Annotated in this window: 16 protein-coding genes; 5 read left to right on the top strand and 11 right to left on the bottom strand. The window is 54.4% G+C overall.

Going from position 1 to position 16,642, the window contains the following annotated elements:
• Positions 1–126 precede the first annotated feature (126 nt).
• The 4 genes from J2125_RS07890 to adhP all read left to right on the top strand — a co-directional run bounded on the left by J2125_RS07890 (position 127) and on the right by adhP (position 5,051).
• Positions 127–762 (top strand): carbonic anhydrase, encoded by a 636-nt coding sequence (locus tag J2125_RS07890; protein ID WP_040462466.1) that lies wholly within the window; start codon positions 127–129, stop codon positions 760–762.
• Positions 759–2,234, top strand: coding sequence for a SulP family inorganic anion transporter (locus J2125_RS07885; protein ID WP_017801334.1), 1,476 nt, complete (start codon positions 759–761; stop codon positions 2,232–2,234). Before J2125_RS07890 ends, J2125_RS07885 begins: the two co-directional genes overlap by 4 nt.
• A 273-nt stretch (positions 2,235–2,507) precedes the next feature.
• A complete protein-coding gene (locus J2125_RS07880) occupies positions 2,508–3,932 on the top strand; it encodes a GGDEF domain-containing protein (RefSeq protein WP_017801333.1) in 1,425 nt (474 codons plus the stop codon).
• A gap of 108 nt (positions 3,933–4,040) precedes the next feature.
• Positions 4,041–5,051, top strand: coding sequence for an alcohol dehydrogenase AdhP (gene adhP / locus J2125_RS07875; protein ID WP_017801332.1), 1,011 nt, complete (start codon positions 4,041–4,043; stop codon positions 5,049–5,051).
• 33 nt (positions 5,052–5,084) lie between these two features.
• Here the strand turns inward: adhP and J2125_RS07870 are convergent, their stop codons facing one another.
• The 6 genes from J2125_RS07870 to J2125_RS07845 are packed head-to-tail and all read right to left on the bottom strand — an operon-like array spanning position 5,085 to position 10,684.
• Complete coding sequence (locus J2125_RS07870; protein ID WP_026111726.1) at positions 5,085–5,921, bottom strand: phosphodiesterase; 837 nt, start codon at positions 5,919–5,921, stop codon at positions 5,085–5,087.
• Entirely contained in the window at positions 5,921–6,925 is a 1,005-nt protein-coding gene (locus tag J2125_RS07865; protein WP_017801330.1) for an ABC transporter ATP-binding protein, read from the bottom strand. The genes J2125_RS07870 and J2125_RS07865 overlap by 1 nt, the downstream gene beginning before the upstream one ends.
• Positions 6,925–7,746 (bottom strand): ABC transporter permease, encoded by an 822-nt coding sequence (locus J2125_RS07860; RefSeq protein ID WP_017801329.1) that lies wholly within the window; start codon positions 7,744–7,746, stop codon positions 6,925–6,927. The genes J2125_RS07865 and J2125_RS07860 overlap by 1 nt, the downstream gene beginning before the upstream one ends.
• Complete coding sequence (locus J2125_RS07855) at positions 7,743–8,630, bottom strand: ABC transporter permease (protein ID WP_017801328.1); 888 nt, start codon at positions 8,628–8,630, stop codon at positions 7,743–7,745. Before J2125_RS07855 ends, J2125_RS07860 begins: the two co-directional genes overlap by 4 nt.
• Positions 8,630–9,649, bottom strand: a complete 1,020-nt coding sequence (locus tag J2125_RS07850) for an ABC transporter substrate-binding protein (protein WP_017801327.1) — start codon at positions 9,647–9,649, stop codon at positions 8,630–8,632. The genes J2125_RS07855 and J2125_RS07850 overlap by 1 nt, the downstream gene beginning before the upstream one ends.
• A 27-nt stretch (positions 9,650–9,676) precedes the next feature.
• Positions 9,677–10,684 carry a LacI family DNA-binding transcriptional regulator gene (locus tag J2125_RS07845; RefSeq protein ID WP_017801326.1) on the bottom strand — a complete coding sequence of 336 codons (1,008 nt, stop codon included), beginning with the start codon at positions 10,682–10,684 and terminating at the stop codon, positions 9,677–9,679.
• 229 nt (positions 10,685–10,913) lie between these two features.
• Between J2125_RS07845 and J2125_RS07840 the strand changes: the two genes are divergently transcribed.
• The gene (locus J2125_RS07840) at positions 10,914–11,591 is read left to right on the top strand and encodes a helix-turn-helix domain-containing protein (protein ID WP_017801325.1); all 678 of its coding nucleotides are present in this window, start codon (positions 10,914–10,916) and stop codon (positions 11,589–11,591) included.
• 4 nt (positions 11,592–11,595) lie between these two features.
• On the opposite strand, the gene J2125_RS07835 is transcribed toward J2125_RS07840, so the two are convergent.
• The 5 genes from J2125_RS07835 to J2125_RS07815 are packed head-to-tail and all read right to left on the bottom strand — an operon-like array spanning position 11,596 to position 16,388.
• A complete protein-coding gene (locus J2125_RS07835; protein WP_017801324.1) occupies positions 11,596–12,189 on the bottom strand; it encodes a beta/alpha barrel domain-containing protein in 594 nt (197 codons plus the stop codon).
• Positions 12,179–13,072, bottom strand: a complete 894-nt coding sequence (locus tag J2125_RS07830; protein ID WP_017801323.1) for a 2-dehydro-3-deoxygalactonokinase — start codon at positions 13,070–13,072, stop codon at positions 12,179–12,181. Before J2125_RS07830 ends, J2125_RS07835 begins: the two co-directional genes overlap by 11 nt.
• Positions 13,069–13,965, bottom strand: a complete 897-nt coding sequence (locus J2125_RS07825) for a dihydrodipicolinate synthase family protein (protein ID WP_017801322.1) — start codon at positions 13,963–13,965, stop codon at positions 13,069–13,071. Before J2125_RS07825 ends, J2125_RS07830 begins: the two co-directional genes overlap by 4 nt.
• Positions 13,959–15,122, bottom strand: a complete 1,164-nt coding sequence (locus J2125_RS07820) for a mandelate racemase/muconate lactonizing enzyme family protein (protein ID WP_017801321.1) — start codon at positions 15,120–15,122, stop codon at positions 13,959–13,961. The genes J2125_RS07825 and J2125_RS07820 overlap by 7 nt, the downstream gene beginning before the upstream one ends.
• Positions 15,123–15,146: 24 nt before the next feature.
• A complete protein-coding gene (locus J2125_RS07815) occupies positions 15,147–16,388 on the bottom strand; it encodes an MFS transporter (RefSeq protein ID WP_017801320.1) in 1,242 nt (413 codons plus the stop codon).
• Positions 16,389–16,642: the final 254 nt, after the last annotated feature.

Below are 16,642 nucleotides of genomic sequence, written 5' to 3'. Positions count from 1 at the left end.
AACTTATTTCGCAGGTTGTGAGCCTGTGGCTATCGCCGAGGTTAATTCCGCTGAAATTCAGTGATAAAGGTTACGCGATTTATCTGTCGCCCAGGTAGAAGCCTGTTTGTTCCCGGAAGAGAGACTATTATTTTGACGACACTTAAACCCTTGTTAGCAAAGAACCGCAGTTGGGCACTACAACGGCGCCAGCGTAATCCGCAATATTTCGACAAAAATCTGCATCAGCAGAAGCCGCACTCGCTGTGGATTGGCTGCTCTGACAGCCGCGTTCCGGCGGAAGTGCTGACCGGCGCGCATCCTGGTGAACTGTTTGTCCATCGTAATATCGCCAATATGGTGATCGACAGCGATGACAACTTTATGAGCGTGTTGCAGTACGCGCTGGAGTATCTGAAAGTCTCACGCATTGTGCTGTGCGGCCACTATGGTTGTGGCGGCGTGCAGGCCGCAGTGGCTTTGCCAGACAGCCCACTGGATAACCAGGACACGGCGCTGGCGCGACGGATTGGCCAGCTGCGTGCTGCGCTGGAGACCGGTTTAACCGCTTTTCATGCCGATGAAGATGAGGAGAGCAACCGCCAGAATCGTCTGGTGGAAGCGAATGTTATCGCCCAGTTTTCCCGGCTGGTGGCGACAGAACCGGTGATTGCCGCCTGGCGACAGGGCATTGCGCTGGATGTGTTTGGCTGTGTTTACGATCTGCAGTCAGGACATCTGAAAGAGTTAATCCAGCAATCCACAGAGGAATCCACACCATGAATCTGAGAACGCTTCGTCAGGATCTTCCTGCCGGTCTCGTCGTGTTTCTGGTGGCGTTGCCGTTGTGTCTCGGCATCGCCCAGGCCAGTGGTTTGCCGCCGTTTGTTGGCCTGCTTACCGGGGTGATTGGTGGCCTGATTGTCACTTCGCTCAGCCCGTCGCGTTTTGCCGTCAGCGGGCCTGCTGCCGGACTGGTGACCATTGTGGTGGCCGCCATCGAGACACTGGGTTCTTTCTCCGCTTTTCTGCTGGCGCTGGTGCTGGCGGGTGTCCTGCAATTTATGTTCGGCGTGATCCGCGCCGGACGCTTTATCACTTTAGTACCCGGCAGCGTAATTAAAGGCATGCTGGCGGCTATTGGCATTCTGTTGATTATGCAGCAGATCCCGGTAGCACTCGGCGCTTCAGGCGACACTGAACTCGCATCACTGTTTAGCGGCGAGTTCAGTTTCTCTTTATCGGCGATTGCAGTGGCGGCTGTCGGACTGACGGTGCTGTGGTTGTGGACCACGCCGCTGGTGAAGCGGGTAAAAGCGCTGAACTGGATCCCCGGACCACTGATTGCGGTACTGCTTGGCTGCATGGCGACGGTATTTGGCGATCGCATTCAGCCGGAGTTTGTCAGTAACCTGCCACGCATATCTCTGCCGGAATTTGGTTCGCCCGGCGCACTGGCCCGCGAGCTGGAGCGACCTGACTGGCAGGCATGGCGTAATCCTTCAGTGTATGTGGTGGCGGTGACGCTGGCGCTGGTTGCCAGTCTGGAAACCCTGCTCAGCCAGGAGGCTCTGAAGAAACTGCGGCCACAGAATCCCGCGCCTTCACCGGATAAAGAGATGCGCGCGCAGGGTATCGGCAACCTGGTCGCGGGTTTTCTTGGCGGCTTGCCGATTACCTCAGTGATTGTGCGCAGTTCGGTAAACGTCAGCGCTGGTGCGCAGAGTAAACTCTCGATATTAGTTCATGGTGTATTGCTGCTGGTGTGCGGCCTGTATTTCAGCAACTTGCTCAATGCGATTCCGCTGGCGAGTCTGGCGGCAGTGCTGCTGTATACCGGTTATAAGCTGGCGCCGCCGCGTCTGTTTATCGATCAAATCCGTATGGGCGCGCAGCAGTTTGTGCCCTTTATCGTCACCATTGGCGGGATTATCGTGTTTGGTATGCTGGCGGGTATCGGGCTGGGTATTGCCACGCAGATTCTGTACAGCGTGTATAAAAGTCATCGCAATGCATTGCAGCTTACGCGTTATGACGATCACTATGTGCTGCGCTTTCAGCAGAATCTGACCTTTATGCATAATCCGCGTTTACAGGGATTACTGGCCGAAATTCCGGAAAATAGTGTGGTGATCGTCGACCATGATAACGCCGAGTATATTGATCCGGATGTAAAAGCGGTGCTGAAAGATTTTAGTGAAAATGCCAATGAGCGTGGCATCCGACTCAGTCAGTGGCCAGCTGCGGCGAAATAATTCTGTCAGCGATTGATTAAAGCGAGTGATGCCCTTCTGGCATCACTCGCTTTCTTATGCCCGTTAACTATTTCCTGTGATAAAATTAGCCGCGCTGTAGCCAGGATTAATCTTATAAACCAATAGGCTACAGAATAATATTGCGATTATTTTTGTTTGAGTAGCTTAAAATAAAGCTCAGACTCTGCCTGATTGTTTTGCAGAAATCGCATCCGATCTCAGCTGAAACCGGCTGAGATCGTTTCAGGGGAATTATTATGGGTATCAGGGCGTATGCGATTCAAACTTTTTGACGAAAATAATAATAAAGCTAACGGGATAACGATCTTTGTTTTCACCGTCGTGTTTTGTTTTATCGGCGCCCATTTGCGTATGCCGCAGGAATTATCATTATTCTGGCCGGTGAATGCGCTGATCGCCGCCATAATTGTCCGTTTCCCTTTTCTGCATAACACCCGTATTTATCTGATCACTTATCTGGCAATGATATTCTACGATATGATGTTTTCCGGCTGGGCATCGCTGTCGGTCACCATTAACTTTGCCAATATTATTTTTATCTTTGTTGTAGCTAACCTGCTGATTAAGAAAAATAAACCAGTTGCCGGCTTCCGGCGGCCGGTGCGCGCATTACAGATTTTTCCCGCCAGCCTGCTGGGCGCTCTGCTTAGCGCCAGCTGGGGAACGCTGGCTCAGGATGGCTGGATGGGCGGCAACTTCCTTACCGCCTGGAGTGACTGGGTCAGTGAACAGTTCTCGACCGGCGTGCTGCTGCTGCCTTTTCTGCTGACCTTACCCGCCAGCATTAAGCTGGTGCTCAGACCCTGTCGCTTAAAGGATCTGTTACCGGTGGCCGCGCTGGCCGCTTCAGTGGCAGTGGCGGCGGTTATTGGCGGCGGCGGCAGTCTCTCCTTTCCGTTACCGGCGTTAATCTGGTGCGCAATCGCTTATCCACTGCATGTCACCAGTCTGATTACCCTGATTACCGGCGTTAGCGAAATTATGCTGGTGGTCAGTGGGGTGATGAATATTCAGGGCGGCGATGAGTTTCTGGCGCTGAGTCACCTGGTGTCTGCCCGCCTCGGCATTGCCACGCTGGCCATCAGTCCGCTGATTGTCGCCGTCAGTATGGATGCGATTTTGCAGCTTAATAAGCAGCTGGCGTTGCGCGCAAATTATGATTTCCTCACGCGTCTGCTGTCCCGCTCGGGTCTGTATGAACAGCTGCGTCTGCGCGATGATCAGGCGCATAACAAACCGCAGAGCGCTGGCGTGATGCTGATAGATATCGACTATTTTAAAGCGATTAATGACAGTTTTGGTCATGACTCCGGTGATGCGGTGCTGGAAGAGATGGCGAACCGGATGCGCAATGTGGTTGGCGATCACGGACTGGTGTGCCGCTTTGGCGGTGAAGAGTTTGTGGTGGTGTTTTTTGATCTGGAGCGCGCGGCGCTATTCCAGTTCGCCGAACAGATACGGCAGTCGATTGTGGCGCATAAATTTGCTCTGCAGGGCAATACCGTCGGGGTTACCGTCAGTATCGGTATTGCCAGCGAGCATCAGCAGATAAACAGCTGCGTTGAAACGGTTAATGCTCTGATTTCCGCAGCTGATAAACGTCTGTACCACTCAAAACGTAATGGTCGCAACCAGACTTCACCGCGTCTCGAGCTTGAACTGGAAGAGGTGGTCTGAGTCCGGTATTTTGATTAATATCAGGAGTGATTAAACTATTTATCGTCAGATAAAGCAGATGTTCTACGCTTAATTTTATTTAACGCGTTATCAATCAGAGGGATTTTTATGAAAGCAGCTGTGGTTACTCAGGATCATTCCGTTGAAATTCAGGACAAAACTCTGCGTAAGCTGGAACATGGTGAAGCGTTGCTGAGCATGGAGTATTGCGGGGTCTGTCATACCGATCTGCACGTTAAAAATGGTGATTTCGGTGAAGTGCCGGGAATTATTCTTGGCCATGAAGGGATCGGCATCGTTAAGCAGATTGGCCCGGGCGTGACCTCACTGAAGCCGGGCGATCGCGCCAGCGTGGCCTGGTTCTATCAGGGCTGTGGGCACTGTGAATATTGTAATAGCGGCAATGAAACCCTGTGTCGTGATGTGAAGAACGCCGGTTTCTCCGTTGATGGCGGCATGGCGGAAGAGTGTATTGTGGTGGCCGATTATGCGGTGAAAGTGCCGGACGGCCTTGATCCTGCCGCCGCCAGCAGCATTACCTGCGCCGGTGTCACCACCTATAAAGCGGTAAAAGTGTCACAAATTAAACCTGGTCAGTGGATTGCAATCTACGGTCTTGGCGGACTGGGTAACCTGGCGCTGCAATACGCCAAAAACGTGTTTAACGCCAAAGTGGTCGCGATTGATGTTAACGATGCGCAGCTGGAGTTTGCGAAAAGCATGGGCGCAGATCTGGTGATCAACCCGATTAAAGAAGATGCGGCGAAAATTATGCAGGAGAAAATCGGTGGCGCACATGCCTCGGTTGTCACTGCGGTCGCGCGTTCGGCATTTAATTCAGCAGTAGATTGCGTGCGTGCCGGTGGCCGCATTGTCGCCGTTGGCCTGCCGCCAGAATCGATGGATCTGAATATTCCGCGCCTGGTGCTGGATGGTATTCAGGTCGTGGGTTCGCTGGTCGGCACCCGTGAAGATCTGAAAGAAGCTTTCCAGTTTGCCGCAGAGGGCAAAGTGGTGCCAAAAGTGAGTAAACGTCCACTTAAAGATATCAATACCATTTTCGAAGAGATGAAAAACGGTAAAATTACTGGCCGTATGGTGATCGATTTATCGCTGTAATTGAAGGGTCGCAGCAATGCGACCCGTAAATATTTAATCCAGCAGTGCGCCATCGGCACTATAAAACGGCCAGGGGCCGGGAAATTTATCGATGACGCACTGATGGGTCACCATCCCTTGCTGTTCACGCCAGCGGTGCAGCAGAAAACCGGCCGGTTCAAGACAGAAATGAGCCGGGCCGTCCGGCTGTAAATCCAGCGCTACCTGATGCGATGCGCCCGGCGCGCTGCACGCCAGCGTGCCAGCGAAACGCACCTGCATACTGCGATGCAGATGACCGCAAAGCACGCGCTCCACCTGCGGATGACGCACAATAATCGCCGCCAGATCCTGCGGATTGATCAGCCGCTGGCGATCCATATGGTCGATGCCGCTGATAAAAGGCGGATGGTGCAGCATCACCAGCGTTGGACGATGTGGCTGAAGCTGCAGCTGTTGATCAAGCCATGCAAGGCTTTCCACCACCAGTTCACCGTGCGGCTGGCCCGGCACCGATGAGTCCAGCGCCAGCAGACGTAGCGGACCACACTCCGCCTGCCATTCCACCCGCTCCGCATGCTGATCGAGATAAGGATGATCGGCAAACGCTGCTTTCAGCTGCTGACGATCGTCATGATTTCCTGCCATCACATACCACGGAATATCCAGCGCCTCTAACGCTTCACGCAGGGTCTGATACTCATCGGCACGGCCAAAATCCACCAGATCGCCGGTGATCACCACGCAATCCGGACGCGGCTGCAACTGATTCAGGGTGGCAATCGCCTTGTGCAGCGCGCCGAGGGTATCGACTTTGCCATAAGAGAGTTTTCCCTGCGCTTTGATATGCAGGTCGCTGATCTGCGCGATTAATACGGTTTGTGCGGACATCAGCACACTTCTCCCTGTTTACTGTGAAAATGCATCAACAGATCGGCGGCGATAAACACGCCGACCTGCTGACCGCTCTGCCAGACTTCACGCGCCGGACGCTCAACCTGCAGTGGCTGCTGGCCACCGGTATCAATGATCAGGCGCTGGCTGGCGCCAAGAAATAGCTGCTGCACGATGCGACCGCGGTGAGGCGCATCGCCGACTGGACCCAGCGTGATATCTTCCGGGCGGCAGTAGAGGCCGGGGCGATCGGCTGATTCCGCTTGCAGGCAGTTAATCGCTCCGACGAAATCGGCGACAAAGCGCGTGGCGGGCTGCTGATAAAGGGTCTGTGGCGTGGCAATTTGCGCAATTCGCCCTTTTTCCAGTACCGCGATGCGATCGCCAAGCGCCATCGCTTCCTGCTGATCGTGAGTGACATAAACGGCGGTGATATGTAGCTGGCGTAATAGCTGTCCGATATCTTCGCGCAGTTTTTCGCGTAATTTGACATCCAGCGCCGCCAGCGGCTCATCGAACAGCAGCACTTTGGGCCGTGCCGCCAGTGCGCGCGCCAGAGAGACGCGCTGTTTCTGACCGCCGGAGAGCGCATTGACCGGACGCTGCGCCAGATGTTGCAAATCGACCATGGTCAGCATCTCATCGACGCGACGGTTGATCTCGGCGCGCGGCAGACGCTGGATCCGCAGACCGTAACCGACGTTCTGCGCCACGTTCATATTCGGGAACAGAGCATAGTGCTGGAACACCATGCCGACATTGCGTTTTTCAATCGGCAAGGCGGTGACATTGCGATCGCCGAACCATACTTCACCACCGGCATCCGGTTGTTCCAGGCCGCTAATAATCCGCAACGTGGTGGTTTTGCCGCAGCCCGACGGACCCAGTAGCACCAGAGTTTCCCCGGCGTTGATATCCAGATCGAGCGGGTGCAGTGCGATAGCATCGTCGCTGAAACGACGGGCGCACTGACGTAAACGAATGGCAACAGATTGAGACATCAGTGTGACTCCTGAGGCGTGGCAGGCGCGGCTTTGGCCGGGCGCTGACTAAAGCGGGAAATCCAGCTGAGCGCCAGTAATAGCGGTAAGATCATTGCAAGGAAGATCAGGGTATAAGCTGAACCGATCTCCAGGCGCATTGAGGCATAGCTGTCCGCCAGTCCGACCGGCAGGGTTTTGGTTAATGGCGTATGCAGCATCCAGGTAATATTGAATTCGCCAATCGACAGGGTCAGCACCATAAAGGCACCGGCCAGAATGCCGTTACGGCAGACAGGAATAATCACGGTAAAAAAGCGTTGCCAGAAACCAGCACCGAGACTGGCGGCGGCCTCTTCCAGCTGTGGCAGCTGGCTGGCGCGCATTACCGACAGCACCGGGCGTACCATAAACGGCAGGGTAAACAGCACATGGCCAATTAAAATAAACAGCCAGCTGCCGCGTAACCAGTGCAGATGACCATAAATCAGCAATATACCAAGCGCCGTCGCCAGCCCCGGCAGCGCCACCGGCAGTAGCAGGCACTCTTCGATGCGGCTCGCCCAGCGGGCTGGCATTTTTAACAGCGCCCAGGCTGCGGGAACACCCAGTAGCGTAACCAGCAGCAGGCAACAAACCGCAATCAGCAGCGACAGCCAGACGGTATCAGCATACATCGTCCACACCTGCTCAACCCAGCGCAACGTCAGGCCACTTTTTAGTCCGATAAAGGCGTTATTAGTGACGCCGGCGAGGCAGGATAACAACACCGGCACCAGCATAAACAGGCAGATAAACAACGTAAATCCGAACTGTAACCAGAACAGTGAACGCCGCTTCATCGCGTCCCCTCCCGACTTTCGCCCGCCAGCTTACGCGCCAGAATCAGCGCCAGCCAGGCAACGCCACCCATCACGACCGAGAGCGCAGCGGCGGTGGCAAAGTTGGCATAATTAGTAAACTCACCGTAGAGGGTAAGCGGTAAGACGTTGAGGTCAGTGCCGAGGGTAAAGGCGGTGCCAAAAGCGCCCATGCTGGTGGCAAAACAGAGCGCGCCGCTGGAGATCAGCGCTGGCGCCAGTCCGGGCACAATCACGTCGCAAATTATCCGCCACTGGCTGGCGCCCAGCGAACGTGCCGCTTCTTCCAGCGTCGGATCGAGTTTTTCGCAGGCGGCGACCAGCACCATAATCACCCGCGGAATGGAGAAGTAGAGGTAACCCATAAACAGTCCGCTCAGGGAGTAGGCAAACATCCAGCGTTCGCCGACCAGTGCTAACCCCAGCTGGGCCAGCAGCCCCTGGCGTCCGGCGAGCATCACCACCAGAAATCCAACCACCACGCCGGGGAATGCCAGCGGAAAGGTGAGGATCGCCAGCAGCAGTGATTTAGCGGGAAACTCATGACGGGCAAGAAAGCAGGCAACCACCGCCGAAATCGCCACCGCCGCCAGCGATACCAGCAGCGACAGCAGCAGGGTAATGCCAAGACTTTCCAGATACTGCGGACGGCTCAGCACCGTCCAGTAAGCATTGATATGCGAGCTGTTATCCGGCTGACTGCCCATTGCAATCAGCGTGGCAAACGGCAGCAACCAGAAAGCGGCAAAAAACAGTAAGGCAGGCATCAGCATCCACGGCAACTGGCGGCGTCGGCGCGACACAAAGCGGCTGAATAACGCCCCCGGACGGGGACGCTGCGTGTGGCGCGTTGCTGAAACGCTCATTAACGGATCTCGCTCAGGTAACGGCTGGAGAAGGCTTTCTGCACGTCAGCCATCTGCTGATAGTCGACGGTGCTGGCACGGGCATAGTCGCTGTCCGGCAGGAAACGCTTTTTCGCATCAGCTGACAGAGTGCTGGCGCGCACCGGGCGCAGGAAGGCATTGGCCCAAAGCGCCTGACCTTTATCTGACAGCACATAGTCGATCACTTTTTTGCCATCATCCGCATGCGGGGCGTTTTTCACCAGACTGATGGTGTAAGGCACGGTGATGGTGCCTTCCTGCGGAATCACAAACACCACATTGGCGTTATCTTTATATCTGGCGCGGTAGGCGTTGAAATCGTAGTCCATCATGATCGGGATTTCGCCCGACAGCACGCGCGCGTAGGCGGTTTGCTTTGGCACGATGGGTTTATTGGCCGCCAGCTTTTTAAAGTAGCTGATACCCGGTGCAAAATTATCGAGGGTGCCGCCGAGCGCTTGATTGGCCGCCACCGCTGCCACATAACCGACAAAGGCGCTGGAAGGATCAAGGAAACCGACCATGCCTTTGTATTCAGGTTTCAGCAGATCATTCCAGGATTGTGGCACCGGCAGGCCATTCAGCGCATCGACGTTAACCATAAAGCCCATGGTGCCACTGTGCAGCGCGACCCATTTGCCGTCCGGATCTTTCATTCCGGCCGGAATATCATTCCACTCTTTGGGCTTGTAAGCGGTCACGACATCGGACTTCGCCGCCTGAATGCCAAAGCTGACCCCGAGGTAAGCCACATCAGCTACCGGATTGGCTTTTTCAGCCACCATCTGCGCCAGTGCCTGGCCGGAGTTTTTATTGTCCTGCGGCACGCTGATGCCAAGATCTTTTTTGATCGCCTGTAACTGTGTGCCCCAGTCCGCCCATTCTGGTGGACAGTTGTAGCAGATGGCTTCAGCGGCCGCAGCCATCTGACTGAACAGCGCACTGCCTGCCAGCAGAGTGGCCAGCGCCAGTTTTTTAGCGGATGTATGTTGTGACATAAGATTTCCCTGGTGTTGGTTAAGTCATCAAAGTGTTTGTGCGGTGGGTGGAGCAATACTCTCCCCGTAGCGGAACTGGTGAGCCAGGCAGCCGGCCGGTGGGATCTCTCCGGCGATTTGCGCCAGTAAATGGGTGATCGCCAGGCGGCCCATCTCTTCCAGTGGCTGCACCACGGAGCTGAGTGAAGGAAACTGCATTCGTCCCATTTCGATGCCATCAAAGCCAATGACTGAGATTTGCTGCGGGATCTGGTAGCCGGTACGCATCAGTTCGCCCATCACGCTTAGCGCCAGCAGATCGTTGGTGCAGAGCAGGGCGGTAAAGGCGCGCGGGCCATGCAGTAGCGGCCGCAGAGTATTTAGATCGGAATGGATATGACTTGGCATTTCGATGACATCAGCGGGAGTCAGTCCGGCCTGCGACATCGCATCGCAATAGCCCTGATAGCGCTGGCGTGCGCGGTCAGATTGCAACATCGGCCCGGCAATCATGCCGATATGGCGATGGCCGAGTTGCAGCAACACCTCGGTGGCCTGCATCACTGCGAGGCGATTGTCGACGCGTACTGCCGGCAACGCGAGGCGCTGTGGCGAGTTATGCACCAGCACCAGTGGAATCGCTTCACGTTGCAGATCCAGCAGTACTGCGCTGTGATCCGCATCGGCGACCGTCAGCACCAGCCCGTCAACCCGCTGGCGCAGCATATTCTCCACTATCGCCGCTTCACGCTGTGGCTGGTAGTTACTGGTGGCGACCAGCAGCGAGTAACCATGCAGCTGAGCAAGATTTTCCATCGCCTGTAACTGGGCGGCGAAAATCGGATTTTGTAACGAAGGCAGCAATACGCCAATAATGCGCGTCGACTGGGTACGCAGCTGGCGCGCAATATGATTGGGACGAAAACCCAGCTGCTCCGAGGCGGCAAATATCTTGTTGCGTGTCGCTTCCCGCACCAGATCCGGCGACGAAAAAGCGCGCGCGGCGGTTGCCCGCGAAACGCCTGCCAGTTTTGCTACCTGCAATAAATCACTCATTCGCTGCTCACTTTTGCCGCATGAGATCGATCTCATTGGCAGCAAATTAACAGCGCTTTATGACGGTTATATGATGTTTTGAGGTGCGGGAGATGACAGTAAAACGTGATGCGGCAAATAGCATGGCAACAAAAATCGCTGAGACAACATCACATATCAGTATCACCGTTGTTCAGCTGCGGCGCGGCGAGCGGTAGTATAAACCCGTTCTGTTGCGGGGAGATATGGCATGTTAAATCACTCAATCTACGACGCTTTCCGTTGTCTTGATCTGTTAGCGGCCAGTCGCGAACCTGTCGGTATTCGTGATATGGGGCGCAGGCTTAATCTGGATTCCGCCAAAGTCACCCGTATTATGCAGTCGTTATTGTCGCTGGATATGGTGCATCGCAACGAAAAGCGCAAATACTCCGTCGGTATCGGCGTGCATCGTATCTCGGCGCTGTCGATACATCACTCTGCGTTCTACACTGCGGTGATAGATACGCTGGAAGAGATTGGCAAACACGACATTTCTATTGTGATTGGCGTGCTTAAAGATCGCCATGTGGTCTACCTGATTCATACCCGAAAAGGTGTCAGCGTGGCGCGCGCGATTGGCAATTACCATACGGTCGCGGCGATTGACTCGGTGATTGGTTTAAAGCTGCTGGCGCAAAAGAGCGATGAAGAGATTATCGCCTTGACTGGCATCCATGATTTCAACCTGATTGCCGACGACCTCGCACAGGCGCGTAAGAATCAGGTGTTGGTGAAAACCTTCCAGGACGATGAGTATCGCATGGCCTGCATGATCCCCGGTATGCAGGCGGCGATTGCACTCTCTAACTTTACCGGTAGCATAAAAGATCTGGATAAGCTGCAGAGCTTTCTGCTGTGCGCCGCGCAAAAGATTGGCGGGGTATAAGCCACTACAGCTGTGCGATTAGCTGGCGGCAGCGCGTATGCATCTGCTCCAGCGACTGGCCCGGCTGGTATAGCGCTGATCCAATCCCCACGCCGTCATAGTGGGATAAATACGCGGCAATATTCTGCAAGTTGATGCCGCCAACGGCACAAAACGGTATCGGCTGTTGTAGTGGCCCTTTAATCAATTGCGGATAATCGACGGGCAACGCTGCGGCCGGGAAAATCTTCAATGCATCTGCGCGTAGTGCACAGGCACTGAATATTTCGCTGGCGCTAAACACCCCGGCGCAGATTTTCAATCCTGATGTCTGAGCGTGACGTATCACTGCCGGATTAAGATTGGGCGTCAGAATATAATCTGCTCCCGCCCGCGCGCTGGCCTCTGCCAGCTGTGGTTCAGTGATGGTTCCGGCGCCAAGATGAACACTGCTGCCAAACTGCTGCTTCAGCAGGCGAATCGTTGTTTGCCAGTCAGGCGAATTGGCTGGGATCTCAATATCAGTAATGCCATATTGCAGCAGACACTCTACCTGCGACAGGCATTCATGCGGCGTGATGCCGCGTAAAATAGCCACCACCGGTCCGTTAAACATCATGTTCAAATACCTTATTGAGTCCGGCAATTAATGCCTCTTCCGCCAGCAGCGTGGTGCAGGGCAGCCCGAGATGGTGACTGGCCAGCTGGTAATGTTCCAGCAGTGATGAAGCGCCGATAAAGCACACCGACTGCTGGCGCGGGTGCCCGGTCAGCAGCTCATGGGCGGTGAGAAAGCCGGACAGCCAGCAGGCGGCGTAAGCGGCATCAAACTGTCCGAGGATATAGCGTCCACGGCAGCGAAATAGCTCGGTCATCAGATCGCGCTGCTCCGCTTTTGCCAGCGCAGCGCTATCGACGCCCGTAAGAAAATGTTCGCGGGAGAAGGTCTGTGGCGGCAAGCCTTTGCCGACCACCGAATGATTTAATAGCAGGCTATATAGCTCACCAGACATCAGGGTACAGAGGGTCGTAATCTGCTGGCGGTCACGATCAACGGTGAGCCATTTGCTGTGGGTGCCAACTGCGGAGAAAACCCGGGCATCGCTCAGATATAAAGCGCCAAGCAGCTGCATCTCCTCACCGCGACACACTTCCCACTCCGCCACGCTGGAGATACCTGCTTTAATAGTGAGTGGATTTGGCAGGATGCCGGGAAGCGGAATGCCTTTATCCTGCAGGGCGCTAAACGCCAGCGGCAGGGACTGATAACCGGCATCGTAGATACCGATATTACTGCCTGCCATGCCGCATAAAATCACCGGCAGCTGCTGATTGTAATCGTCACCGAGGCGCGTGATCTGCTGCTGCAATATCAGCGGCAGCATTTCGCGCTGGCAACGCCCAACCCCCTGATCGGACTGAACGATGGCAGCGATTTGCCCATCAGTGACGCGTATGGCGCGAAAGTTACTGGTTCCCCAGTCGACGGCGATATAGTTCATTTTGCCGCCTCCAGTATCGCCAGCGGCAGATAATCAGTTATCTGGCGCAGCTCTTCCCGCGTCTGGTCATCGATGCGTTTTGCCGGATCGCGCACCCTGTCGGTGGCGAACAGTCCCGCCTGATAAATAATCGTTTTATGGATGGCAACGCCAATTCCAGGCTGGACGCCGTAGCGTAACAAGGGCAGGTAACGATAGAAGATCTCACGAGCCTGCTGCCGATCATGCTGCCAGGCAGCAAGAATGCGATTAATGACATCAGGAAATTCACAGGCGGGCATAGTTCCGATAATGCCGCGCGCCAGCTCTTCATAAAGAAATCCGGCATTCAGACCACCGAACAGGCCAATATCATCAGCTAAAGCCTGTTTTAACTGACTGATTTTCAGGGTTGTTGGTGGTTGTTCAACTTTGATATAACGAATCTGCGGAAAGGTCTGGCACAGGCTGACCAGGGTGGCGACCGGCAGAGTTACTCCAGTCATCATCGGTGCATCCTGAATCATAATTTCAATATCGCACTGTGCGCAGATATCGCGATAGAAGCGGAAAATCTCCTCCGGTCCGGGCTTTACCACTGACGGTGGATTGACCATCGCCACCTGTGCCCCCATGCGCTCTGCCAGCTTAATCTCTTCAATGGCTACCTGACTGGAAGCACCACCCGCCGCAACCACCAGCGGTAAATCCGCCGTCATCTCCTTCACCGCAGAGAAAATAGTCTGTTTTTCGGCGCCAGTGAGGGCATAACCTTCGGAAGCATTACCAAACAGCGCCAGGCCATCGATGCCTTGTCGCAGCAGAAATGCCACCAGTTTGCGGATGGAGGGGATATCCACTTCACCCTGCAGGTCAAATGCGGTGGCCAGAATCGGTACGTTACCTTTTAGCATGATGGGCTCCAGAGATGTTCTTGTACCACGTCTTCATTGATTTCGATGCCGAGGCCTGCGCCCGACGGCAGCTGGTAGTGGCCCTCGGCGCAAACCAGCGGGGTATGCAGCAGGCTGTTTGCCACGGCAAATACCGGCGGCTGAAACTCCAGCATAAAGAGATTGGGCAGGGCCGCGGCGACGTGGATGGATGCGGCGATGCAGGGCGCCAGGCCGACGCTGAGATGCGGAGCAACCTTCAGGTTGTGGGTTTCCGCCAGTGAGGCAATACGCATCAGTTCGCTGATGCCGGTGCGTCCGACATCGGGCTGCAAAATATCTACCGCCCGCTGCTCAATAAAGGGGCGGAACTGATAACGGGTACGTTCGGTTTCGCCGAGGGCGATGGCAACGCTGGATTTCTGACGCAGCTCACGATGGCCCGCCACATCCTCCGGCAGTAAGGGCGCTTCAAGAAAACGCAGGCCAAGGGGTTTAAGTTCCTCCAGCAGGTCGCAGGCTTCGCTAACGCTATAGTTCCAGTGGGCATCAAGAAACAGCGCAATGTCATCACCGACCGCCGCGCGAATTGCGCGTACATTTCTGACGTCTTCCGCCACTCCGTAACCAAGCGCCAGTTTGATGGCGGTAAAACCGCGTTCACGCCAGCTTATGGCCAGCTCGCAGCGCTGCTCAAGTTCCGCTTGCGGTAATCCGGAGACATAGCAGGGCACCGACTGACGCCAGGCGCCACCCAACAGCTGCCAGACCGGCAAACCGAGACATTTGCCTTTTAAATCCCATAGCGCAATATCCACCGCAGCAATCGCATCCACCTGATAGCCAGTGATATAACCACGGTCGCGCATGGAGTCATACATTTTAGCCCCCAGAACATTGCTGTCGAAAGGGCTGGCACCCAGCAGTAACGGTTTAAAAAGATGATTAATAATCTCCGCAACAATATGCGGCACCACTGGCGCCAGTGCTTCTCCCCAGCCAACCAGGCCGTTATCTGCGGTGATTTTTATCAGACAGGTTTCCATTTTGCGTGAATAGACACAACGATATTCATCGCGATAATAATAATCTGGCAGGCTGTCATCTGTTTTACCGCCCAGATAAATATCCTGTGGTTTTATCTTCAGGGGGAAACACTGGATATCAACGATTTTCATACTGCACTCCCGTTATTGTTATCTTTAATCAAGGATCTTGCCGGCGGTCTCTTTACACATAAGTACGGCAATAAAAGAAATAACCGCAGTCGCCATCACATAATATGCAGGGGATAACGGGTCGCCGGTAAAGGAGATAAGTGAGGCTGAGGCCAGTGGGGTAACACCGCCAAAGAGGGCTACTGTCATGTTATAGGCGATGGCAATACTGCCGTAACGGATCGCTGTCGGAAATAACTCCACCATTGCTGCGCCACAACCACCATTGAATAAGGCAACAAATATGCCAAGCATGCTCATGGCGCCCACGGAGGTGGCGACTGAGCCCTGGGTCATTAACAGCATCGCCGGATAAGTCAGCAAAATAAATCCGCCACATCCCAGCAGCATCACCGGGCGGCGACCAATACGGTCAGAGAGATAACCGGTAAATGGCATGCAAATCGCGACGCTTAATAAACCCAGAGTGGTAATTAAATAGGAGTCGGTACGACTGTAATGCAGATGGGTCGACAGATAACCGGGCATAAATGACTGTAACACCCAGCTACTTACCGCTTTCACCACCACAAAGCCGACACAGAACAGCAACGCTTTACCCGAGGTGCGCAGAGATGTACGCAACGGAGATTTATCAATTTTCCCGCTGCTTTTCAGTTTATGAAACTCGGCGGAGTCTTCCATATTGCGGCGCATATATAAGCCACCGAGGCCAAGCGGGGCGGCAAGTAAGAACGGGATACGCCAGCCCCAGTCATTCATCGCTGGCTCACCAAGCGTGTGAGTTAACAGCAGAACCAGACCTGAACCGCATACAAAGGCCATAAAGCTGAAGTTCTCACTCCAGCAGGTGAGCGTGGCCCGGCGATGAGGTTTGGCGCTTTCCGCCAGATAAGTAATCACACCGGAACTTTCACCGCCAGCAGCAAATCCCTGTAATAAACGTGTTAACACCAGTAATGTCGGGGCAACAATACCAACCTGATGATAGGTCGGTAAAATACCCATAATAAATGTTGAGAATGAAGTAATAACGATAACGGTGACGAGTACCTTTCTGCGCCCCAGCCGATCACCCATCGAACCGAAATAAAGACCACCAAGTGGACGCATCAGAAAGCCGGAACCAAAGACGGCAAAAGATTTTAATAATGCTACTGCGGGATCACCACTGGCAAAGAAATTGCTGGCAATAATCGCCGCTAGCGTGCCGTACAGACCAAAATCAAACCACTCAATAAAATGTCCGATACCGGCAGAAAGCATTATTTTTCGGGTTCTTCCCGCCGTGTTCTTGTCTGTAGCGCCCTGATAATGTCCGGCGCTTTGCGTATTGGAATTGTCCACTTTTCCTCCAGGTAAATAGATTATTTACCACTGCCTGCGCAGAGAGTTCTGCCCTTATACGTGTCTGTGTGTCGGAACCAGGTTATGACTCTTTACCTGAAACGTAGCTGGAGTGTATCGGTACAGAGAAGTGTTGCCATTGCCGTGTATGGTTACGTGAGAGTACTCATAAA

The sequence above is a fragment of the Winslowiella toletana genome (assembly GCF_017875465.1).
Taxonomy (GTDB): Bacteria; Pseudomonadota; Gammaproteobacteria; order Enterobacterales; family Enterobacteriaceae; genus Erwinia; species Erwinia toletana.
This window is presented reverse-complemented; position numbering and strand designations above follow the sequence as displayed.

Excerpts from the sequence above, each read along its gene's own strand:
- adhP (WP_017801332.1), top strand. The coding sequence starts at position 4,041 with ATGAAAGCAGCTGTGGTTACTCAGGATCATTCCGTTGAAATTCAGGAC.
- J2125_RS07885 (WP_017801334.1), top strand. The coding sequence starts at position 759 with ATGAATCTGAGAACGCTTCGTCAGGATCTTCCTGCCGGTCTCGTCGTG.
- J2125_RS07830 (WP_017801323.1), bottom strand. The coding sequence starts at position 13,072 with ATGAACTATATCGCCGTCGACTGGGGAACCAGTAACTTTCGCGCCATA.
- J2125_RS07870 (WP_026111726.1), bottom strand. The coding sequence starts at position 5,921 with ATGTCCGCACAAACCGTATTAATCGCGCAGATCAGCGACCTGCATATC.
- J2125_RS07850 (WP_017801327.1), bottom strand. The coding sequence starts at position 9,649 with ATGTCACAACATACATCCGCTAAAAAACTGGCGCTGGCCACTCTGCTG.
- J2125_RS07880 (WP_017801333.1), top strand. The coding sequence starts at position 2,508 with ATGCGATTCAAACTTTTTGACGAAAATAATAATAAAGCTAACGGGATA.
- J2125_RS07820 (WP_017801321.1), bottom strand. The coding sequence starts at position 15,122 with ATGAAAATCGTTGATATCCAGTGTTTCCCCCTGAAGATAAAACCACAG.
- J2125_RS07815 (WP_017801320.1), bottom strand. The coding sequence starts at position 16,388 with ATGCTTTCTGCCGGTATCGGACATTTTATTGAGTGGTTTGATTTTGGT.
- J2125_RS07865 (WP_017801330.1), bottom strand. The coding sequence starts at position 6,925 with ATGTCTCAATCTGTTGCCATTCGTTTACGTCAGTGCGCCCGTCGTTTC.
- J2125_RS07845 (WP_017801326.1), bottom strand. The coding sequence starts at position 10,684 with ATGAGTGATTTATTGCAGGTAGCAAAACTGGCAGGCGTTTCGCGGGCA.
- J2125_RS07835 (WP_017801324.1), bottom strand. The coding sequence starts at position 12,189 with ATGATGTTTAACGGACCGGTGGTGGCTATTTTACGCGGCATCACGCCG.
- J2125_RS07825 (WP_017801322.1), bottom strand. The coding sequence starts at position 13,965 with ATGCTAAAAGGTAACGTACCGATTCTGGCCACCGCATTTGACCTGCAG.
- J2125_RS07840 (WP_017801325.1), top strand. The coding sequence starts at position 10,914 with ATGTTAAATCACTCAATCTACGACGCTTTCCGTTGTCTTGATCTGTTA.
- J2125_RS07860 (WP_017801329.1), bottom strand. The coding sequence starts at position 7,746 with ATGAAGCGGCGTTCACTGTTCTGGTTACAGTTCGGATTTACGTTGTTT.
- J2125_RS07855 (WP_017801328.1), bottom strand. The coding sequence starts at position 8,630 with ATGAGCGTTTCAGCAACGCGCCACACGCAGCGTCCCCGTCCGGGGGCG.